A 17347-nucleotide genomic window follows, 5' to 3' on the forward strand; every position below is an offset into this window, starting at 1 on the left:
TGGGAAGCCGCCACGGGATAGCGCCGCTTCCTGGAACGGGTTACCGATGGCGACATGCTCTCCAGGTTGATCCGCCTTATCTTTCACAAGACGAAAGCTCCCACTCGGGAGGACGGCTTCGATGTAGACGCGTTCATTGCCTCTACCTCGCCGCTGACGTCCGAAGATGTGTTCCGGAAATTGGCGGCTCTGTTCCACGCGCGTCCTGAAGATGTCATCCATCTCGGGCCAGAACTCTGCGCGTCCCTTTTTAGCCAGTACATCGACGCGCGTCCCCGCGCGATGGCGCTGATGCGTCAGCATCCCCGCCTCGCCTGGCTGCTAGCTTTCCACTCGAACGGAAGAATTCGTGAGCCTGCGCTGCGCAGCGTTGATCGAGCCGCCCGCGACGGCCTCAGAGTTCATCGCCATTAGCCTGCGGCTCAACGATTGGGTTTCGGTCGTACGAGTCTCGGCGCGCGAAGCGGCATCCCGGCTTTTTCCGCTCACCCCTCCCGAGGTCGTGGCCGCCGCTGCGCCTTATCTCTTGGCCCGGCGCTTTATGTGGACCCGTTGGGACGATGAATCCGGAGTCTTGGACGATGCGCTGGCGAGGCCCGATGTCGCCGAGCACCTCAGTGGGAGCATAGGTGAGCTGAGAACTGGCCCAGGCGGGAGCATCTTGAGAATGGCCGCTCGATTTCCGTCGCTAGACCCCTACCTGCCATACTTGGTCCGGCGCGCGCGACATCCGTCGGTAAGGGCGGTGGCTCTCGAAATGCTCGTTTCCAACCAAGCGCGCTGGACGACAGGTTTTGATTGGGCATGGGTCGATAAGACGTATGGAATCCGGAAGCGAATAGCGGTGACCGCTACCCGGCCTCTCAGCCTAACCCACGACGTCGAAACCTTGATCCGCGAGGCGCTCACGGACCGCTTTGCGGCGGTTCGTAAGGTCGCCGCCGATGCTCTCTACGAAAAGCGAGCGACCATAGGCGACGCCATGATGCTCGCCAAATCGATGCTCGACGATCCCAGCCCTGCGGTCAGAGAACGAGCGGAGTTTCTCGTCCGTCGCCTTTCGGAAGTACACTAGACGTCCGCAATGGGTGGTTAGGCGACGCTATGTCATCCCTCGGCGGTCAGCGCTCTTAGCAGCGCTTTCCCAATCTGATCAGACTTGTCAGCGTCCACTGTTAGCGCGTCGCCGGTGGGTTCAAATCCTTTGGACCCCAAGTTACGGGACGGCCGCAGAACCACCCTCCCATCTTGCTGTTCCACCGAAGCGTGCTGCGCCGATTGCATGAACGCTTTTAGGCTCCTGGCCCCTGCTACGGTCGGTACCGGAAACTTGATAGCCTTCCAGTCGGTGGGATGAGGTGTCTCAATCGCCGACCTAGCGAGCGCCCCAAGCAAAGCTTCCCCGAGCGCGACTTGATCGTCGGCCTCATACGCCTCAGCCCAACCGTCCGAAATCCAAACCCCGGCGGTAGTCTGACGTTCGGCAGCGAGCACTATTCTACCGCCAAATAGGTAAGCGCTAGCGCATCTCATTTCCTGATGCTCGCTGAGACAATCTCATCTGACAAGGTCCGCAACGGGTCGTGAGCAGCCACCCCAGCCCCTCCAATAAAGTAACCGTCATTCCGGGCCTTGTGCCCGCCCCCTTCTGTCCGCGTAAGAGGGCATGGGTCTGGTCCCGAGCGATCCGCTCCACGTCAGGCGGATTGAACGAGGGCTTCCGGGCACAAGGCCCGGAATGACGATGTAATTTTAATCGCGCCGCCGAGCACTCAAACGTCCGCGCTGGGGCGGAGGCCCCCTACTCCTCCGCCTGATGCGCCCCGCCGGCCACCTGGGTCGGCGCCAGGGCGGGCGGCTCCATCTCCAGGAAATCGGTGAAGGGCAGCTTGTAGGCGCGGTCAAAGAACTCCGCCTGGAAGCGGAAGGGCAGATTGCCGTCGCTGTTCCACAGCATGACGACGCCGGTCTTGGTCGCCGGATCGAACAGCATCGTCGAGCGATAGCCCGACACGGCGCCGCTGTGACCGATCAGGTGGTGGCCTCTGTAGTCGAAACTGCGCATGCCCAGGCCATAGCCGGGCGACTTCAGCTCGCGAGCGAAGGTCATGCGGCCGAAGGGGCGAGCGGTGGCGACACGCGAGCGCTGCACCTCATCAAGCACGGCCGGCGACAGGATCTCCGGACGCAGCCCCATCTGAGCCTGCATCCAGGTCGCCAGATCCAGAATGGTCGAGTTGACCCCCGCCGCCGCCGGCACACGGTAGTAGGCCTCCGACACGGTCAGCAGATTGCCGTGGCGGTGCGGCCGAGCCCAGTGAGCGGCCGAGGTCAGGGCGGCGTAGCCGAGACTGGCGCCTTTCATACCCAGCGGCTCGAACAGCTTCTGACGCACGGCGGCGTCATACGACTCGCTGGTGCGCTGGGCGACGATCTCGCTGATCGTGTCGTAGGTGATGTTCTGGTAGGCGTGGCAGGTGCCCGGCGCACAGACCGGCTTCAACTGCCCGAGCGCGGCGCGGATCACCGCGGGATCGCGGCCATCCTCCAGCCAGCCGTCATAAGCGTTCTTGCCCAGGCCCGTGCGCTGCGACAGCAGCTGCTCGATCGTCAGGGCGTTCTGGGCGTCGCCGGGCAGGCGCAGGCTGGTGTGGAAGACCTGCAGCGGATCGTTCAGCGACAGCACGCCATCGGCGGCCAGGCGTGCGGTCAGGGTTCCGGCCACGGTCTTGGACAAGGAAGCCCAGCGGAACACGGTGTGGGCGTCGATAGGCTCGCCATTCTCGACCGAGGTCAGGCCATAGCCCTTCACGAACGACAGGCGACCGTCCTCGACCACGGCGACGGCCAGGCCGGTCATCGACGGATCGGTCATCAACTCGGTCAGGCGGCCGTTCAGCGCCTGGTAGTCGATCTGGCCGCGCCACTGCGCTGGACTGGCCGGCAAGCTCGTCAACGCCGCCTCGCCTGCCGCCGACGGTCCGGCCTTCAACGCCTTGACGCGCGGGATCAGCACCCCGCCGACCAGCACGACGCCCACCAGGCCAGCGGCCAGCAGCTTCAGCCGGCGACGACGCTTTGCGGGATCGAAGATGCGTTGAACCGGCACGGCGACTCTCGGAACGGCTAAGGGACTCGGCGAGCCGTCAGTCTATCCCCGATCGGCCGGCTACGCGCCCGGCAACATACGGAAAAGGTGCGCCAAATTGAGGCGGCGGATCGCTCTAGGCCTCGCCGAGCAGCGCGGCGTAGAGGTCCTTCGCGTTCACCGGCTTCTCGACCCAGCCGGTCATGCCGGCCTCATGGCAGGCGGCGACCTCTTCGGGCGAGACCGCGCCGGTGACCGCGATGATGGGGGTTTCGCGGTTGGCCCCGTGGTCGCGCAGGCGGCGCGAGGCCTCCAGCCCGTCCATGCCGGGCATGCGCACGTCCATCAGGATGACGTCGAAGACGCGGTGTTCGGCGAGGGCCAGAGCGGTCGGCGCGTCCTCGGCGGTCTCGACCTCGGCCCCGAAGGCTTCCAGCATCTGGCGAAGGGTGCGACGGTTGATGTCGTGATCGTCCACCACCAGCACCGACAGCGAGCGGTCCGGCGACGCCAGGGCCGCGGCCTCGGCCGTATCGACGATGGGCGGCGCCGCGCCGTCCGGCGCCGGCAGGCGCAGGGTGAAGACGGCCCCGCCCCCGGGCGCATTGGCCGCGCTCAGCTCGCCGCCCATCAGACGCGCCAGGTTGCGGCTGATGGCCAGTCCCAGGCCCGTGCCGCCGAAGGCCCGCGCCGTCTCGACACCCAGTTGCTCATACGGGCTGAACAGGCGTGCGATCTGGTCGTGGGTCAGGCCTGGCCCGGTGTCGCGCACCGTGATCGCCATCTGACGCTGGCCGTCGACGCCGCTGATGGCGATGGAGACCAGCACCTCGCCCTGCGCGGTGAACTTGATGGCGTTGCTGAGCAGGTTGTTGAGCACCTGGCGCGTGCGCATCGGATCGCCGCGCACCCATTGCGGCAGGCCATCCAGGCCGGCAAGCCGCAGCCCGACACCCTTGGCCTGGGCCGTATCGCGCCACAGGTCGACGCCGTCGACGATCAGGGCCGGCAGATCATAGTCGACGACTTCGACCCCCATTCGCCCGGCCTCGATCTTGGACAGATCCAACAGGTCGGTCAGCAGGGTGCGCATCATCAGGCCGGCGTCGCGGATCAGCACGGCGGCGGTGCGGTCGGTTTCGCCCGAACGGCCTTCAGCGTGCTCCAGCGCGGCCGCGCCGTTGACGATCGCGTTGATCGGCGTGCGCAGCTCGTGGCTGACCATGGCGACGAAGGCGGACTTCGCCGCGATCTGAGCCTCGGCCGCGCGGCGAGCCCTACGCTCGGCCTCCATGGCTCGACGCGACCACAGGAACACCATCGACAGCGTGAGGCAGAAAAGCCCGCCGCCCGCCAGGAAGAACGGAAGAATGGGGTCGTCGCGATCGGCGGCGATCAGCGGGGTCGCGACCAGATAGGTCACGTGCGGCGAGGCCGACGCCATGAAGGCCGCGACGCAGCCCTCCGCCCCCATCAGGGCGGTGATGATCGAGCCGCAGAGCAGGAGAATGGCGCCCGCCGCGCCGACGGGCGTGCCGGTCTCCCAGACCGGGATCGCCAGCCATCCGAAGATCACGGCCAGCGCAAAGTCGGCGAAAAGGTTCAGCGCCACGGCCCTGCGCGGCTTCGCCGCGCGCAGGAAGCGGTTGAGGGCCACCACCTCGATCAACTGCGCGACCAGATAGATGCCGGCCCAGGCGAAGACGAAGCTCATGCCGGGCTTGAACAGCGCCAGGAGCGTCAGCACCAGAACGACGAAAAGTCGGAGGGGGACCTGCTTCCTGCGCGAAACGGCAGCTGGCCCGTACGCCTCGGCCAAACGCTCCCAGAACTGACTCAACGCAAACCCCCGCAAGGTCCGCTCGTCCTCACGGAGCGGCCTTCAGCCCACTCTTACGCCAAGAGCGGGCTAGCAGACACTATCAATTCCATATGACACTTCGAATTGACCCCATGGTCGCGGGGCCAATCAGCGGCGTCCCAAGGAGGTTCAGTCGGCCTTGGCCGCTCGACGCACTTCGACCACGCGGACCTTGGAACCGTCCAGCACCAGGGCCAGTTCGCCGCGCTTGATCTTCAGGGCGTCGGCCCCGAAGGCGTCGCGGCGCCAGCCGGCCAGGGCCGGGGTGGCGGCGTTGTCGTCGGCGGCGATCTTTTCCAGGTCGGAGACCGTGGCGATCAGCTTGGACGCGACACCCGCCTCTTCGGCGCGGGCCTTCAGCAGCACCTTGAGCAGCTCGACCACGGCGCCGGCGTTCTGGGGCGGGGGCGGACCGGGCTTGTCGACGACCGGAGCGTAGCCCTCCGGATCGGCCAGGGCGGCCTTGATCGCGGCCAGCAGGTCGGGACCGAACTTGCTGCCGCCGAAGCCCTTGGGCACGCCGCGCAGGTTGTTGAGGGCGTCCAGGGTGGTCGGGGCCTGGGTGGCCAGCTCGTCGATGGCCTCGTCCTTCAGGATGCGGCCACGCGGCTGGTCGCGGTTCTGGGCGGTGCGCTCGCGCCAGGCGGCGACGGCCTTGAACACGGCCAGATATTTCGGAGCGGTCTTGCGCGGACGCAGGCGACGCCAGGCTTTCTCCGGATCCACGTCATAGGCGGCCGGGTCGGAGATGGCGGTCATCTCTTCCTCGACCCAGGCCAGGCGGCCCGAGGTCTCGAGACGCTCGCGCAGGGTCGGGAACAGCGCCGCCAGGTGGGTGACGTCGGCCAGGGCGTAGGTCAGCTGCGCCTCGGTCAACGGGCGGCGGGCCCAGTCGGTGAACCGGCTGGACTTGTCCAGCTCGATGCGCAGCATCTGGCGGACCAGGGCGTCATAGGCGATCTGCTCGCCGAACCCTGCCGCCATGCCCGCCACCTGAGTGTCGAACAACGGACGCGGCATGGCCTTCAGGTTGTTGAAGATTTCAACGTCCTGACGGGCGGCGTGGAACACCTTGAGGATGCTCTCGTCGCGCATGACGGCCAGCAGCGGCTCCAGGTCGATGCCCTCGGCCAGCGGGTCGATGACCGCCTCATGGGTGGGGGACGCGACCTGGATCAGGCACAGCTTGGGCCAATACGTCGTTTCGCGCATGAACTCGGTGTCCACAGCAACGAAAGGCTCGCCCGCAAGCGCATTACAAAACGCCGCCAGCTCGGCGGTGGTGGTGATCGGCTTCATCCGCTGCTAATAGCCTCGCGCACCCCCGAGTCTGCAAGCGTCAAGACGCGCCCAGCGTACCGGGAAAGCAAATTTTCCGCGTGTTCGGAGGGTCTCGTCGCCTTCCGATAGACCAAAGCGAGCCCCAGAGCGCACCATGAGCGATCAGCAGAACGGCCTCACCTACGCCCAGGCCGGCGTCGACATCGATGCGGGCGCCGCCCTCGTGGACGCCATCAAGCCTTTGGCCAAGGCCACGCGCCGCCCTGGCGCGGAGGCTAGCCTGGGCGGGTTCGGCGCGCTGTTCGACCTCAAGGCGGCCGGCTACGAGGACGCCCTGCTGGTCACCACGACCGACGGCGTGGGCACCAAGCTGCGGATCGCGATCGACGCGGGCATGCACGCCACGGTCGGCATCGATCTGGTGGCCATGTGCGTCAACGACCTGCTGGCCCAGGGCGCCGAGCCGCTGATGTTCCTGGACTACTTCGCCACCGGCAAGCTGGACGTCGAGACCGCCAAGAGCGTCGTCGCCGGCATCGCCGAGGGCTGCAAGCTCTCTGGCTCGGCCCTGGTGGGCGGCGAGACCGCCGAGATGCCGGGCATGTACAGCGACGGCGAATATGACCTGGCCGGCTTCTCGGTCGGCGCGGTCGACCGCGACAAGGTCCTTCCCAAGCTGGACAAGCAGCGCGCCGGCGACATCATCATCGGCCTGGGCTCGTCGGGTCCGCACTCCAACGGCTACTCGCTGGTGCGCCGCGTGGTCGAGCGTTCGGGCCTGGCCTGGGACGCCCCCTGCCCGTTCGAGGACGGCAAGACCCTGGCCGAAGCCCTGATGGCTCCGACCCGCATCTATGTGAAGTCGCTGCTGCCCCTGCTGAAGTCGGGCCGCATCAAGGGCGGCGCCCACATCACAGGCGGCGGTCTGATCGAGAACCCGCCCCGCGCCATCGCCGAGGGTCTGGCCGCGGAGTTCGACTGGAACGCCTGGGCCCAACCGGCGGTGTTCGACTGGCTGGCGGAAGTGGGCGGCGTGTCGGAGCACGAGATGCGCCGCACGTTCAACTGCGGCGTGGGCTTCATCATCATCGTGGCGCAGGCCGACGCAGAGCCGGTGCTGGCCGCCCTGCTGAACGCCGGCGAGGACGCCTTCATCTGCGGTCAGCTGGTCAAGGCTTGATGAGCCGTACGAAAGTCGCCGCGCTGATCTCGGGCCGGGGCTCCAACATGGAGGCCCTGGTCCGCGCGGCGCAGGCGGATGACTGCCCGTTCGAGATCGCCCTCGTCCTGGCCAACAAGCCCGACGCCAAGGGCCTGGAGATCGCCGCCGCGGCCGGGGTCGAGGCGCTGTGCGTCGATCAGAAGCCCTTCGGCAAGGACCGCGAGGCCCACGAGCGCGCCATCGACGCGGCCCTGCGCGCGCGCGGGATCCAGGTCATCGCCCTGGCCGGCTACATGCGCATCCTGACGCCGTTCCTGGTCGAGACCTGGGATGGCCGGATGCTGAACATCCATCCATCCCTGCTGCCGGCCTATCCGGGGCTGGACACCCACAACCGCGCGATCGCCGCCGGCGAGGCCGAGGCCGGCTGCACCGTCCATCTGGTCACGGTCGGCGTCGACGAAGGCCCGATTCTGGGCCAGGCCCGCGTGCCGATCCTGGCCGGCGACGACGAGCACAGCCTGTCGGCTCGGGTGCTGGAGCAGGAGCACAGGCTCTATGCCGCCACCCTGGCCGATTTCGTCGAACGGCGATTCTCGGTATAGGCTGGCGACAACCCTGAGACGGCGTGTCGCATCGGCGAGCGTCGTTCGGTCAGAACTTCGTCACTATCTTCGGGCAATGATGGTTTCCATGGACGCCTTCACCGCCGATCTCTTTCGCGCCGCCGCGGACAACAACGCCCTTGTGGGCGCGATCCTGTTCGTCCTGACGCTGCTAGAAGCCCTGCTGGTGGTGGGCCTGCTGATCCCGATCGTCGGCGTCATGCTGGCGGCCGGCGCCCTGGTCGCCAACGGCGCCCTGCATCCGGTGGAAGCCATTCTGTGGTGCAGCGCCGGCGCGGCCGCCGGTGACGCCCTTTCCTATCTGATGGGTCATCGCCTGGGCGGCCGCCGCGCCACCAAGCTGCTGTTCGCCGGCCAGCGCCGCCTGCTGGCTCGCGCCAAGCTCCTGACCCGCCGCCATGGCGTCATCGCCATCGCCGCCGCCCGCTATCTGGGTCCGGCCCGGCCGTTCATCCCGATCCTGGCGGGCATTTCGCGCACCCGCCCGTGGAGCTTCCACTTCGCCAATGTGCTGTCGGCGCCGATCTGGGTGATCTCGCTGCTGGCGCCCGGCTATCTGGCCGCCCGCAATCTGCAGATGTTCGGCAGCGACCCGGCCCTGGCCAGCGGCATCGCCCTGGCGCTGATCCTGGCTGTCGGCGGGGGCGTCATGTGGTTCAAGCGCAGCCAGCAGCCCGCCGCCGCGGCCTAGATCACGGTGCGACGACGACGTCCGACGAGACGTCGTAGTACCGGTTCGACTGCTCGTCCCAGGCATAATCGGCGCTGCCGATCTGCGCGCGGTCATAGCTGGGCGAACCCTTGAACTGGTCCTTGGAGATCTCGGCCCGGAATTCCTTGGCCATCGGATCGTAGCGGACGATCGACCACGGAACCGGGTGATACTTTCCCGATCCACCAAGCAGTCCGACCGCCTCCACGACCAGGAACTCGATCCGGCCCGTGTCGAGATCGACGAAGGTCTCGCGAATGGCGCCCAGCTTTCCGCCGCCCTGCCCGATCAGGTCCTCACCCAGGATGTCGTGGCTCTTGGTCAGGGGCATGGGGTCCTCGCATTCGCATCTGCTTACGAGGACATAGCGCGCCCGCCCGCCGGGAGTTTCCAAACAAAAAGGCCGGAGCTTTCGCCCCGGCCTTCTCGCAGTCGATAAGGCGGAAAGCCTTAGCCGACGATTTCGTCTTCGGTGAAAAACTGGGCGATTTCGATGCCCGCGTTTTCCAGGCTGTCCGAACCGTGCACCGAGTTTTCGCCGATCGACAGGGCGAACAGCTTGCGGATCGTGCCTTCGTCGGCGTTTTCCGGGTTCGTGGCGCCCATGACTTCACGGTACTTGGCCACGGCGTTGTCGCCTTGCAGCACTTGGACCACGACCGGCTCGGCGGTCATTTGGCCGACCAGTTCGCCGTAGAAGGGACGCTCGGCGTGCACTTCGTAGAACTTCTTGGCTTGGGCTTCGGTCAGCTTCACGCGACGTTGAGCGACGATGCGCAGGCCGGCGGCCTCGATCACAGCGTTGACCGAGCCGGTCAGGTTGCGACGCGTGGCGTCCGGCTTGATGATCGAGAAGGTGCGTTCGGTCACGTGTTGGTCTCACAGAAGAGTTGTGAATTAGAAGGTTGCGGGCTTATAGCCGTGCGCCTCCTCCCCGCCAACCCCGCCGCGTAACCTTCATAAAATGCTTCAGATCCGTGACCTGACCTTCAACGCCTGGGGTCGGAAGTTCTTCGACCATGCCAGCGTCAGCCTGCCGCCGGGCGCCAAGGTCGGCCTGATCGGTCGCAACGGCGTGGGCAAGTCGACGCTGTTCAAGCTGATCCTGGGTCAGCTGCACGCCGGCGACGACGAGATCAGCCTGCCCAAGACCGCGCGGATCGGTTCGGTGGATCAGGAGCACCCGGCCACGCCCTTCACCCTGCTGGAGACGGTGCTGGAGGCCGACGAGGAGCGCCACGGCCTGCTGACCCGGCTGGAGACCGCCGATCCCGAGGAGATGGGCGAGATCTGGGGCCGGCTGATCGAGATCGATTCCGACGCCGCCCCGGCCAAGGCGTCCGAAATCCTGGTCGGCCTGGGCTTCACGCAGGAAGACCTGGCGCGGCCGATGAGCGAGTTCTCGGGCGGCTGGCGCATGCGCGTGGCGCTGGCCGCGGCGCTGTTCGCCGAGCCCGACATGCTGCTGCTGGACGAACCGACCAACTATCTCGACCTGGAAGGCGCGCTCTGGCTGGAAGCCCGCCTGCAGAAATATCCGCACACTGCCCTGATCGTCAGCCACGACCGCGAACTGCTGAACAACAGCTGCACCCACATGCTGCACCTGGCCGGCGGCAAGCTGGAACTCTACACCGGCGGCTACGACGATTTCGAGGAGCGTCGCGCCGAGAAGGCTCGCCTGCAACTGTCGGCCAAGGCCAAGCAGGACGCCGAGCGCGCCCACCTGCAGGCCTTCGTCGATCGCTTCAAGGCCAAGGCTTCCAAGGCCGCCCAGGCCCAGTCGCGTATGAAGCGCCTGGCCAAGATGCAGCCGGTGGCCACCACGATCGAGGAGCGCGTCGCGCCCTTCACCCTGCCCTCGCCGCCGCGCCCCCTGCCGCCGCCGCTGATCCGGCTGGAGCGGGCCAATGTCGGCTACGAGGAAGGCCGCTCGATCCTCAAGAACCTCAATCTGCGCATGGACCTGGACGACCGGATCGGCCTGCTGGGCGTCAACGGCGCGGGCAAGTCGACCTTCGCCAAGATGATCGCCGGCGCCCTGGGCGTGCAGGCCGGCGAATTCCACCGCGACAAGAAGATGAAGGTCGGCTGGTTCCACCAGCATCAAATCGAGGCGATGGATCCAGAGGACACCCCGCTGGAGATCATCCGCCGGGCCATGCCGGAGTCTTCCGAAAGCTCGCGCCGTTCCAAGCTGGCGCAGTTCGGCCTCGACTTCGGCAAGCAGGAGACCAAGGTCGAAAGCCTGTCCGGCGGCGAGCGCGCGCGCCTGCTGCTGAACCTGGTGGCGATGGACGCGCCGCACATGCTGATCCTCGACGAACCGACCAACCACCTGGACATCGACAGCCGCCGCGCCCTGCTGGACGCTCTGAACGACTATCAGGGCGCCGTGATCCTTATCACCCACGATCGCTCGCTGATGGAGCTGGTCGCCGACCGCCTGTGGCTGGCCGCCGATGGTACGGTAAAGCCGTTCGACGGCGACATGGACGACTACGCCAAGTTCGTGCTGGACCGCGCCAAGCAAGCCGTGAAACCGACCCAGGTGGCGCGCGAACCGGTCGCTGCGGCGGAACCCGCCAAGAAGAAGGTCGCCGTCGAGCCGCTGCGCCGCAAGGTCGAGTCCGCCGAACAGGTCATGACCCGCTGCACGCGCAACCTGGCCGAACTGGAAGCCCAGCTCGAGGACCCGGATCTCTACGTCAAGAACCCCGGCAAGGTCGCCGAGCTGACCAAGCGTCGTGACAACGCCAAGACCAAGCTGGACGAGGCCGAAGCCGCGTGGATGACGCTGGCGGAGGAATTGGCGGAGGCCGAGGCCTAATCCCCCACTCCGCCTCCCCGGCGAAAGCCGGGGTCCATATGGAAGAGCGCTGGCGTGGGCGCTATCGGCGCCGCGCTCATCCCATCATCTCCGCGCCCCGAGATCTGGGTCCCGGCTTTCGCCGGGAAGTCGGAGAGGTTGTGGTAAACCTCTATCAACCAAGAAGTTTAGCGCTTCCGCGACACCTGGCGTCGCATGGTCGGCTCATGAGCAAGCCCGCCCATCCTCGCAACCACGTCGTGGCCAATCCGGAAGGATTGTCCGCTCACGCCGTCCTGGAGGCTTTCGCCGCCTGGGTGAACGCCCGGATCGGCGAGGCCATGCGCGTCGAGATGGACCTGGCCTTCCGCGACCGTCCTTTCGACGTCGTGATCGGCCGCACCCCGGCCCTGGTCGGCTGGGAGCACAAGTTCATCCAGCCCGGCGCCGCCGCCCCCAAGGGCAAGCTGTGGACCGTCTACCGCCTGCATGACCAGACCGGCCGCCCGGCGCATCTCCCGCAGTCCGGCGACCTGGTCGAAGACCTGACGCCGCTGCTGGGCGAGCTGGGCTATCTGGGGGTGTTCGACGGCGAACCGGCGATGTTCCCGGGCCTGGGCAAGCGCTGATCACTTCGCCGGCGTCAGCCGGATCGTCGACACGTCCGCCGCGCCTGTCGATCTCAGCACCAAGGTGTTGGTCCCCGTTAGCAGCTTCACGACCGCGCCGCTCTTCACCTCTGAGTCGCCGTTGACGACGATTCCCATCGGTCCGGTCCCTACGATGTTCACCGCATACCGTCCGGCCGTCGCCGAGATCGTGTAGCGCAGCCATTCGCCTGCCTTGAAGTCGACGACCTTCAGCCCGCCGTCCGGCGTGCGCGCCAGGTCGACGCCGTCGTTGCGACCCGTGCGGCCGCTGTTCCAAGGCTGACGCTCGCCGCCCGTCGAGACGTGATAGTTGGCCGCGTCGGTGTCGTGATAGGCCGCGCCGATGACGCCCAGATCGTATTGCCAGGCTGGGATCGTCGCGCCCTTCGAGCCGACCGCATGCCGGGCGAACGGCCGGACGCTGGCGTCGTGCGGCTGACGGAACATGGCGTCGATGACGTCGGGATGGGCCTCGTTGTTTTCGAAGCGCACGTCGTGCGAGGCCAGCTTCATCAGCACCGCATAGGCCTTGTCTGCGCTGACCGGGGCCTTGCCCGCCATTTGGGCTTCGCCGGTCAGGGTGGCGACGACGTCGTCATAGGCCGGGTCGACCTTGATCTCGAGCGGCTGGTTGAAACCGATCTTCTTCAGCGGCCAGAAGGCCCAGCCGATATCATGCTTCTCGACCAGGCGGATGGCGTCGGCGAACCAGACGTTGGAGTTCTCGCCGCTCTCGCCCAGCCACAGCGGCAGGCCGGTCTCCTTGCGCAGCTTCAGGTGGGCGGCGATCGACGCGTCGTCATTGACGTTCCAGTACTTGTGGAAGCTGAGCGCCATGTTGGCGTCCCACGGCTTGCCCATGCCCTTGTAGTTGTTGCCCCAGCAGTTGCCTTCGATGACGATCAGGCGGCGCGGATCGATCTCGCGAATGGCGGCCGTGGCCTCACGGTAGAAGGCCCACAGGGCGTCCTGCTTCTCGTCCTTGCAGCCGTTCTTGGCGCCGGATCCGTCGAAGTCCCAGTTGGGCTCGTTGATCAGGTCATAGGCGCCGACCATCGGCTCGTCCTTGTAGCGGGCGGCCAGCTTCCTCCAGAGGGCGATGGTCTTGCGGCGCGCCTCGGGACTGTCCCACAGCGAGGGTTTGGCCGGATCGCGGTCGGAAATCGCTAGGTCATTGCCCTGCCCGTTCGGCGCTGCGTGCAAATCCAGGATCAGGTAGACGCCATTGGCCTTGCTCCAGGCCAACAGGTCGTCGATCCGCTTGAAGCCGTCCTCCTTCCAGGTATCCGCGCCCGGCGTCGGCTCCTGGTCGACGGGAAGCGTCAGCAGGTCGTAGTGGATCGGCAGGCGCACCGAGTTGAAACCCCAGGCGGCCATGGCGTCGATGTCGGCCTTGGTCGTGTGGTTGTCGAGCCAGGCCTCGTGGATGGCCTTCTGGCGCTCAGGGCCCACCAGGTCGGCGATCTTGCCTTGGATCACATGCTGCTGGCCCAGCTTGGCCAGGCGCAGCATGTAGCCTTCCTGCAGCTTCCAGCCACCCAGGCCCATGCCGCGCAGGATCACCGGCTTGCCGGTCTCGTCGACGATGCGGGCGTCCTTGGCCTTCAGCCAACCCTCGGCCTGGGCCGGTGCGGACAAGGCGAGCACAATGGCGGCGCCCCATACCGAAAAGGATTTCGGCGCGAGCCAGGATTTCATGCGGCGTCCTCCCGTCCAGAGGCCGCCTCTTGTGCGGGCGGCTACCGGTCAGGCCACTTGGTGACGCAGATTGACAACGTTGTCTAGATAGGGGCGACGCGAGGTCCGCTGAGCGCGTGAACCAGCGTCGCCAGCAGCGAGGCCACGGTCAGGGGCTTGGGAGTCGCGCCGTCGAACACCGGGTCCAGCGGCGCGGTACGGACGTCGGCGGAGAAGGCGATGATCGCCGCCTTGGCGCTGGGCCCATCGCCCTCGCGGATGCGCTGGGCGGCGGCTGCGCCGTCCAGCTTGGGCATGCGCAGATCCATCAAAATGGCGTCGTAGGCCGCGGCGGCCGCGGCGGCGACGCCGGCCTCGCCGTCGGCGGCCTCGACCACCTGGACACCGACCGCCTCCAGCACCGAGCGGACCAGCTCGCGATTGCCCGGATTGTCGTCGACGACCAGCACCCGGCTGCCCGGCGGCGGCAGCACGATCTCGCCGCCCTCCTCCGGCGCCGGAGCGGCGTCGTGGGGAGGACCTGTCTCGGCCGGAACCTCGAACCAGAAGCGCGCGCCCTGCCCCATGGTGCTCTCGACGCCGATCTCGCCGCCCATCAGTTCGACCAGGCCGCGCGAGATGGCCAGCCCCAGGCCCGTGCCGCCGTGCTCGCGGGTCAGGGCGGCGTCGATCTGGGCGAAGCGCGCGAAGATCAGCGCCTGATCCTCGGCGGTGACGCCCGGACCGGTGTCGGTAACGGTGACCCGCAGGCGCCCCGCCTCGACGTCGTATTCGGTGTCCAGGCGGACCTCGCCGGCGTCGGTAAACTTCACGGCGTTGCCGATCAGGTTCAGCAGCACCTGCCGCACGCGCTCCGGATCCAGATACAGCTCGGGCGGCGCGATCTCGTCGCCGGCCGAGCGCAGCAGCAGGTCCTTGGCGGCCGCGTCGGGCCCCAGCATCTCCAGCACCTCGGAGACTAGGTCGGTGATCTTCACCGGACGCGGATTCAGGGCGATGCGGCCCCGCTCCAGGCGCGAGAAGTCGAGAATGTCGTTGATGGTCGCCAGCAAGGTGCGGCCGCCGGTGGCGATGCGGTCGACGTAGCGCTGGCCGCGGGCGCTGAGGGCGGGCTCGTCGGCCAGCAGGTTGGCGAAGCCGATCACCGCCGTCAGCGGGGTGCGCAACTCGTGGCTCATATTGGCCAGGAACTCGCCCTTCACCGCGGCGGCCTTCTCGGCTTCCTCGCGGGCGGCGCGCAGGTCCATCTCCAGCGCCTTGCGGGCGGTGATGTCGCGGATGATGTCGGTGACGCCGCTGGCCTCGCCGGTGACGGGGTCGCAGGCCAGGGTCGGGCGCGACTCCAGCCAGATGATCGCTCCGTCCTTGCGGAAGACGCGATATTCCACCGTCGTGGTCGGCGGAGCCTGGTCGGCGTTGGCGCAGCTGCGCTGGGCGCGCAGCACGCGCTCGATCGTCTCAAGGTCGTCGGGATGCAGGATGTCCGGATAGCGGCGGCCCAGCAGTTCCTCGGGCGCGTAGCCGGTGATCGCCAGGGCGGCCGGCGAGACATAGGTCATCTGCCCCTGGAGGTCGCTGTGGGCGATGATGTCGAGAGCGCTTTCGGCCAGCAGGCGGAAGCTGGCCTCGCTGCGCTGGGCGGCCGCGCGGGTCTCCAGCAGCGTGGCGACGATGGCGCGGCGATGGCGTTCCAGCGCTGCGACCGGCAGGGTCACGAAGGTGGCGACGACCAGGAACACCTGCAACATCAGCGACTGCGGTCCCGGCCCGACGTCGATCGTGTGGATGGGGCCCAGCCCCGCCATGGTCATCGACACCGAGATCGCCGCCACCAGGGTCGCGCTGATCGCCGCGCCCAGCACTTCCTGGCGCCAGGCGACCAGAAGCATCACCGGCGGGGCCAGGAACAGCAGCGGATAGGTGCTCTGGGTGAAGACGAAGATCGTCACCACGCAGCAGATCAGGATCGACAGCACCCCGTCGCGGGTCAGCGGCCGCTCGCGCAGATAGGTCGGGGCTCGCAGCAGCACCAGGAGACAGGGCGCGATGCTGAGCATCCCCAGCATGTCGCTGAGCGTCCAGCCCGCGAAGTCCGCCCAGGGCGCAGGGCCGACCAGCCAGATGTAGAGGCCCGCCGTGATGGGACCGGTGCACAGCGGCGCGCCGAAGCCGGCCAGCAGGATGAAGGACAGCATGTCCCGGGGGCGGCCCAGATCGATCTCGTCGCCGACCACCCGCCGCACCGCATAGGCCGCCAGCAGGCCTTGCAGCACGCTGGCGCCGCCGATCAGCAGATAGGACCACGGCCCATAGCCCGCATGCCAGCCCGCCACCCAGGACCCTAACAGGCCGCCGACGAAGATGATCGGCCAGCGCCGGTTCGGCGCGGTCAGCAGGATGGCGGCGAGAAAGCCGTTGGACAGCCAGATCGGCGAGGATTGGCCCAGCGAGCGCGGAACCTCGACGCACAGATAGGCCAGCAGTCCAAAGCCGAGGGCGGCGATCAGGCCGCTGAGAAGCGTCGCCTGCCAGTCATTGCCGAGCTTGGGCTGGATATTCGCGCTATCGACCATGCAACAAGCCAACCGGGCGGAAATGTCCGGTGACTCGGCTTATTTCACCCGAGACGCGAAAACGCCAGGAAAGCCTCGGATAACAACGTTATTACCCGCACTTCACTTCCTGAACGATGCCGGTGTCGGCATTGAACAGGATATTCAGTCGATCTGCCCGGAAATCCATCGTCACCGGACAGGTGGTGCAGGCCACGCGCCAGCGCGACGGATCGACCGGGGCCGGCAGGCTGGTGCGGGGCTTGCCGATATACTGCTGGGCGTCCTTCAGACCGCACTGGTCCTTCTCGGCCGGCGGCTTGGCCGGCAGGGCCAGGGCGGGCGGCGCGGTGGGCGTGGTCGGCGGCGGCGGCGGGGCCGGCTCTGGCGCGCTGGAGCACGAGGCCAGAACCAGGCCCAGGGCCAGGATGGATGCGATCCGCTTCATGCCTGCTTCTCCCAACCGCGCTCGGCGCCCTGGCGCCAGTAGGATACCGGATGCCCGGCCTTCTTGAACACCGACCAGCGCCCGCGCGCCTGCGCCAACGCCTCGTCGTTCCTGCCATCGAACAGCAGGATACAGCGGGAAACCCCTGAAAGATCTCCAGGATCCGCCCCGTCGATCAGGAACACCGCATCGCCGGCGTTGGGATTGTGGTCTTCCCCCGTCAGCAGCACCGGCTGCCGCTCAGCCATCGGCTCGCTGGCCAGGCCGTGCGGCAGGAAGCTGTCCTCCCGGAAGGTCCACAGGTGCTGGTCCAGCGCCTCGATGCGTTGCGGATCGCCGCCGCGCACCAGCGCCTTCCAGCCCCTGCCGAGCGTCTTTTCCAGAAGCTCGGGCAGCACCGCCTCGAGCGGCGAGCGCTCGAGGTGATAGAACCAGACCTCGCAGGGGGTAGCGCTCATGC

General features: G+C 67.3%; 16 protein-coding genes. 7 read left to right on the forward strand and 9 right to left on the reverse strand.

Annotated elements, in window-relative coordinates; genetic code table 11:
- Positions 1–66: 66 nt before the first annotated feature.
- Positions 67–414, forward strand: coding sequence for a hypothetical protein (locus tag E1H18_RS19455; RefSeq protein ID WP_172271534.1), 348 nt, complete (start codon positions 67–69; stop codon positions 412–414).
- A 343-nt stretch (positions 415–757) separates the two neighbouring features.
- The gene (locus tag E1H18_RS19460; RefSeq protein ID WP_172271536.1) at positions 758–1075 is read left to right on the forward strand and encodes a hypothetical protein; all 318 of its coding nucleotides are present in this window, start codon (positions 758–760) and stop codon (positions 1073–1075) included.
- Between the two features lie 726 nt (positions 1076–1801).
- On the opposite strand, the gene E1H18_RS19465 is transcribed toward E1H18_RS19460, so the two are convergent.
- The 3 genes from E1H18_RS19465 to rnd all read right to left on the reverse strand — a co-directional run bounded on the left by E1H18_RS19465 (position 1802) and on the right by rnd (position 6248).
- Positions 1802–3109 carry a serine hydrolase gene (locus E1H18_RS19465; RefSeq protein WP_172271538.1) on the reverse strand — a complete coding sequence of 436 codons (1308 nt, stop codon included), beginning with the start codon at positions 3107–3109 and terminating at the stop codon, positions 1802–1804.
- A gap of 115 nt (positions 3110–3224) precedes the next feature.
- Positions 3225–4835: a response regulator gene (locus E1H18_RS19470; RefSeq protein WP_370526553.1), complete on the reverse strand. Its 1611-nt coding sequence runs from the start codon at positions 4833–4835 to the stop codon at positions 3225–3227.
- Positions 4836–5078: 243 nt separating this feature from the next.
- Positions 5079–6248 carry a ribonuclease D gene (rnd, locus tag E1H18_RS19475; protein ID WP_172271542.1) on the reverse strand — a complete coding sequence of 390 codons (1170 nt, stop codon included), beginning with the start codon at positions 6246–6248 and terminating at the stop codon, positions 5079–5081.
- 136 nt (positions 6249–6384) lie between these two features.
- On the opposite strand from rnd, the gene purM reads away from it, so the two are divergent.
- The 3 genes from purM to E1H18_RS19490 all read left to right on the forward strand — a co-directional run bounded on the left by purM (position 6385) and on the right by E1H18_RS19490 (position 8709).
- On the forward strand, positions 6385–7410 hold the full coding sequence (purM, locus tag E1H18_RS19480; protein WP_172271543.1) for a phosphoribosylformylglycinamidine cyclo-ligase: 1026 nt from the start codon (positions 6385–6387) through the stop codon (positions 7408–7410).
- Complete coding sequence (gene purN / locus E1H18_RS19485; protein ID WP_172271545.1) at positions 7407–7997, forward strand: phosphoribosylglycinamide formyltransferase; 591 nt, start codon at positions 7407–7409, stop codon at positions 7995–7997. Before purM ends, purN begins: the two co-directional genes overlap by 4 nt.
- Before the next feature lie 88 nt (positions 7998–8085).
- Positions 8086–8709 (forward strand): DedA family protein, encoded by a 624-nt coding sequence (locus tag E1H18_RS19490; RefSeq protein ID WP_172271547.1) that lies wholly within the window; start codon positions 8086–8088, stop codon positions 8707–8709.
- Position 8710: 1 nt separating this feature from the next.
- Here E1H18_RS19490 and E1H18_RS19495 read toward each other — a convergent pair whose 3' ends face one another.
- Complete coding sequence (locus E1H18_RS19495; protein ID WP_172271549.1) at positions 8711–9061, reverse strand: PRC-barrel domain-containing protein; 351 nt, start codon at positions 9059–9061, stop codon at positions 8711–8713.
- A 119-nt stretch (positions 9062–9180) separates the two neighbouring features.
- Positions 9181–9600, reverse strand: coding sequence for a nucleoside-diphosphate kinase (gene ndk, locus E1H18_RS19500; protein ID WP_172271551.1), 420 nt, complete (start codon positions 9598–9600; stop codon positions 9181–9183).
- A 94-nt stretch (positions 9601–9694) separates the two neighbouring features.
- On the opposite strand from ndk, the gene E1H18_RS19505 reads away from it, so the two are divergent.
- Both E1H18_RS19505 and E1H18_RS19510 read left to right on the forward strand, forming a co-directional pair.
- Positions 9695–11560, forward strand: coding sequence for an ABC-F family ATP-binding cassette domain-containing protein (locus tag E1H18_RS19505; RefSeq protein WP_172271553.1), 1866 nt, complete (start codon positions 9695–9697; stop codon positions 11558–11560).
- A gap of 206 nt (positions 11561–11766) precedes the next feature.
- Positions 11767–12168, forward strand: coding sequence for a hypothetical protein (locus E1H18_RS19510; RefSeq protein ID WP_172271555.1), 402 nt, complete (start codon positions 11767–11769; stop codon positions 12166–12168).
- Here E1H18_RS19510 and E1H18_RS19515 read toward each other — a convergent pair whose 3' ends face one another.
- The 4 genes from E1H18_RS19515 to E1H18_RS19530 all read right to left on the reverse strand — a co-directional run bounded on the left by E1H18_RS19515 (position 12169) and on the right by E1H18_RS19530 (position 17345).
- Positions 12169–13887 (reverse strand): cellulase family glycosylhydrolase, encoded by a 1719-nt coding sequence (locus E1H18_RS19515; protein ID WP_172271556.1) that lies wholly within the window; start codon positions 13885–13887, stop codon positions 12169–12171. It abuts the gene before it with no gap.
- Between the two features lie 83 nt (positions 13888–13970).
- The gene (locus tag E1H18_RS19520; RefSeq protein WP_172271558.1) at positions 13971–16460 is read right to left on the reverse strand and encodes an ATP-binding protein; all 2490 of its coding nucleotides are present in this window, start codon (positions 16458–16460) and stop codon (positions 13971–13973) included.
- 91 nt (positions 16461–16551) lie between these two features.
- Complete coding sequence (locus E1H18_RS19525) at positions 16552–16887, reverse strand: peptidase inhibitor I78 (protein WP_172271560.1); 336 nt, start codon at positions 16885–16887, stop codon at positions 16552–16554.
- On the reverse strand, positions 16884–17345 hold the full coding sequence (locus E1H18_RS19530; RefSeq protein WP_172271561.1) for a DNA polymerase III subunit chi: 462 nt from the start codon (positions 17343–17345) through the stop codon (positions 16884–16886). Before E1H18_RS19530 ends, E1H18_RS19525 begins: the two co-directional genes overlap by 4 nt.
- Positions 17346–17347 lie beyond the last annotated feature (2 nt).

The sequence above is a fragment of the Caulobacter sp. RHG1 genome (assembly GCF_013181195.1).
Lineage (GTDB): Bacteria > Pseudomonadota > Alphaproteobacteria > Caulobacterales > Caulobacteraceae > Caulobacter.

Excerpts from the sequence above, each read along its gene's own strand:
- E1H18_RS19510 (WP_172271555.1), top strand. The coding sequence starts at position 11,767 with ATGAGCAAGCCCGCCCATCCTCGCAACCACGTCGTGGCCAATCCGGAA.
- E1H18_RS19525 (WP_172271560.1), bottom strand. The coding sequence starts at position 16,887 with ATGAAGCGGATCGCATCCATCCTGGCCCTGGGCCTGGTTCTGGCCTCG.
- E1H18_RS19515 (WP_172271556.1), bottom strand. The coding sequence starts at position 13,887 with ATGAAATCCTGGCTCGCGCCGAAATCCTTTTCGGTATGGGGCGCCGCC.
- rnd (WP_172271542.1), bottom strand. The coding sequence starts at position 6,248 with ATGAAGCCGATCACCACCACCGCCGAGCTGGCGGCGTTTTGTAATGCG.
- E1H18_RS19490 (WP_172271547.1), top strand. The coding sequence starts at position 8,086 with ATGGACGCCTTCACCGCCGATCTCTTTCGCGCCGCCGCGGACAACAAC.
- purM (WP_172271543.1), top strand. The coding sequence starts at position 6,385 with ATGAGCGATCAGCAGAACGGCCTCACCTACGCCCAGGCCGGCGTCGAC.
- E1H18_RS19520 (WP_172271558.1), bottom strand. The coding sequence starts at position 16,460 with ATGGTCGATAGCGCGAATATCCAGCCCAAGCTCGGCAATGACTGGCAG.
- E1H18_RS19460 (WP_172271536.1), top strand. The coding sequence starts at position 758 with ATGCTCGTTTCCAACCAAGCGCGCTGGACGACAGGTTTTGATTGGGCA.
- E1H18_RS19530 (WP_172271561.1), bottom strand. The coding sequence starts at position 17,345 with ATGAGCGCTACCCCCTGCGAGGTCTGGTTCTATCACCTCGAGCGCTCG.
- E1H18_RS19505 (WP_172271553.1), top strand. The coding sequence starts at position 9,695 with ATGCTTCAGATCCGTGACCTGACCTTCAACGCCTGGGGTCGGAAGTTC.
- E1H18_RS19495 (WP_172271549.1), bottom strand. The coding sequence starts at position 9,061 with ATGCCCCTGACCAAGAGCCACGACATCCTGGGTGAGGACCTGATCGGG.